Below are 1,577 nucleotides of genomic sequence, written 5' to 3'. Positions count from 1 at the left end.
GGCTGCCGAGTCCACGGCCTTTCCGGCTTCGTGGAGGCCGGGAACGTTCTTGTCCGCCCAGACGATGCCGTCGATGGCCTTCTTGCACAGGTACTTGCCGCCAGGCAGGTTGCAGGGATTCGGGGCCGCCTGGGCCGTCGGCGCGGAAGGACCGAGGATCAGTGCTGAGGCGGCGAGCGCGACGGCCACCAAGGCGGGCGCCAGGCGCCGGGTGAGTTCAGCCTGCGTAGCGCGGAGCATCGAATTCCTCATTCGCCAGGCGCATGTCGGTGGTAGACGACGGCGCGGAGTCGGCCGCGATCAGCGGGTTGGGTCCGTCCGCCTGGCTGATGGTGGCGACTTTCCAGTCACCGTCCTGCCACTGGAGGATCACTGTGTAGGTAGACCAGGTGCCTGACACGGGCATCGGCGACTTGTCGGTGGGGACCCCGACGACCTCGCTCATCCAGAGGCGGACGGTAGCTGTCTCACTCGAGTAGGAACTCACGCTGGTGCCGAGCGAGGCAGCGCGCATGACCATGCTGGGCGCCGTCTGTGCTGTGACCCCCAGCGAAGTCATCAGCCCTTTGGTCATCTGGTCGTCCTGCTGCCGCTGGCTGGACAGGGCGGCGGACGTCATGACCGTCTTCAACACCTGGTGGCGCAGGGCCGAGTCGGTGAAGTATCCGGGGCTGGAGCGGGCCACCTGGTAGTTGACTGCCGCGGCTGCCGCACCGTCCTTGGTGCGCGGATAGCCGACGGGCACGCCACCCTTCACAGAACTTGCCTTGGCCCCGGGGCCAGTGCCGCCGGCCTGAGAGGTGGGTGTGGAGTCGGCGGGTGCCTGTGGTGTCCCCTGGTCGCTTCCGCCCCTACCGCCACCGAACAGGGTCAGCGCCATACCGAGCACGAGGACGAGGCCGAAGATGATCGCGCCGATCTTCACTCTGCGCCACGGGGATGCCGTTCCGGTCCCGGGAGTCGCCGACGCCTTGGGCGTCAGGCTCCGCGTGCCGGTCTGCTTCTGGTTCCCGGCCATTAGATTCCAAACCCGTAGATGATGCCGAAGAGCGTTGACATGGAGGCGACTGCGAACAGGCCGAGAAGAGAGCTGCTGACCTGCGTCTGCCCCTTCTTCGTCTCCATCGTGTTGTGCTGCTGATTTCCGACGCGGATGTGAACAGCGCCGACGATGGCACTTCCGAGCAGGAAGAGAACGGCGCCAGCCATGATCACGCCAACGATGATCTTCGCCTTGACCCCGATGGGGCCAAATACCGCCCAGTCGGGCTTAATTCCGTTAGTGATGGTGCCGATTCCGCCATCTGCAGCGAGCTGCACCACTTGCTGTGTTACCTGCACGAATCCCTCCCAGGCCGCGAAAGCCTGTCCCAGTCCATGTGAAGGACTTGGACAATCGGTCGTCGACAGCGAGAAAACCGACCACCGCGCCGAATATTTCCTAACGGAATGCAGGGAGGTAGCTAAACCACCTCCTCCCGCAGATGTGTTGACGCATCTACGATTCAATGTCTTAGTATTCAACGCGAGTTGTCGATTCTCCGCTGCTCTCACTCGGCGCAGACGCTAGCCACGCA

At 64.0% G+C, this 1,577-nt stretch carries 2 protein-coding genes and 1 pseudogene; all 3 read right to left on the bottom strand.

Features of this window, described 5'->3' with window-relative positions; genetic code table 11:
- Positions 1–240, bottom strand: a pseudogene (locus ACWFR4_RS48415) (hypothetical protein); the annotation flags it as partial.
- Positions 218–1,018 carry a hypothetical protein gene (locus tag ACWFR4_RS48410; RefSeq protein WP_453658333.1) on the bottom strand — a complete coding sequence of 267 codons (801 nt, stop codon included), beginning with the start codon at positions 1,016–1,018 and terminating at the stop codon, positions 218–220. The gene ACWFR4_RS48410 and the pseudogene ACWFR4_RS48415, both read right to left, overlap by 23 nt.
- On the bottom strand, positions 1,018–1,341 hold the full coding sequence (locus ACWFR4_RS48405) for a hypothetical protein (protein WP_453658331.1): 324 nt from the start codon (positions 1,339–1,341) through the stop codon (positions 1,018–1,020). The genes ACWFR4_RS48410 and ACWFR4_RS48405 overlap by 1 nt, the downstream gene beginning before the upstream one ends.
- Positions 1,342–1,577: the final 236 nt, after the last annotated feature.

The organism is Streptomyces sp. NPDC055140 (assembly GCF_053607285.1).
This window is presented reverse-complemented; position numbering and strand designations above follow the sequence as displayed.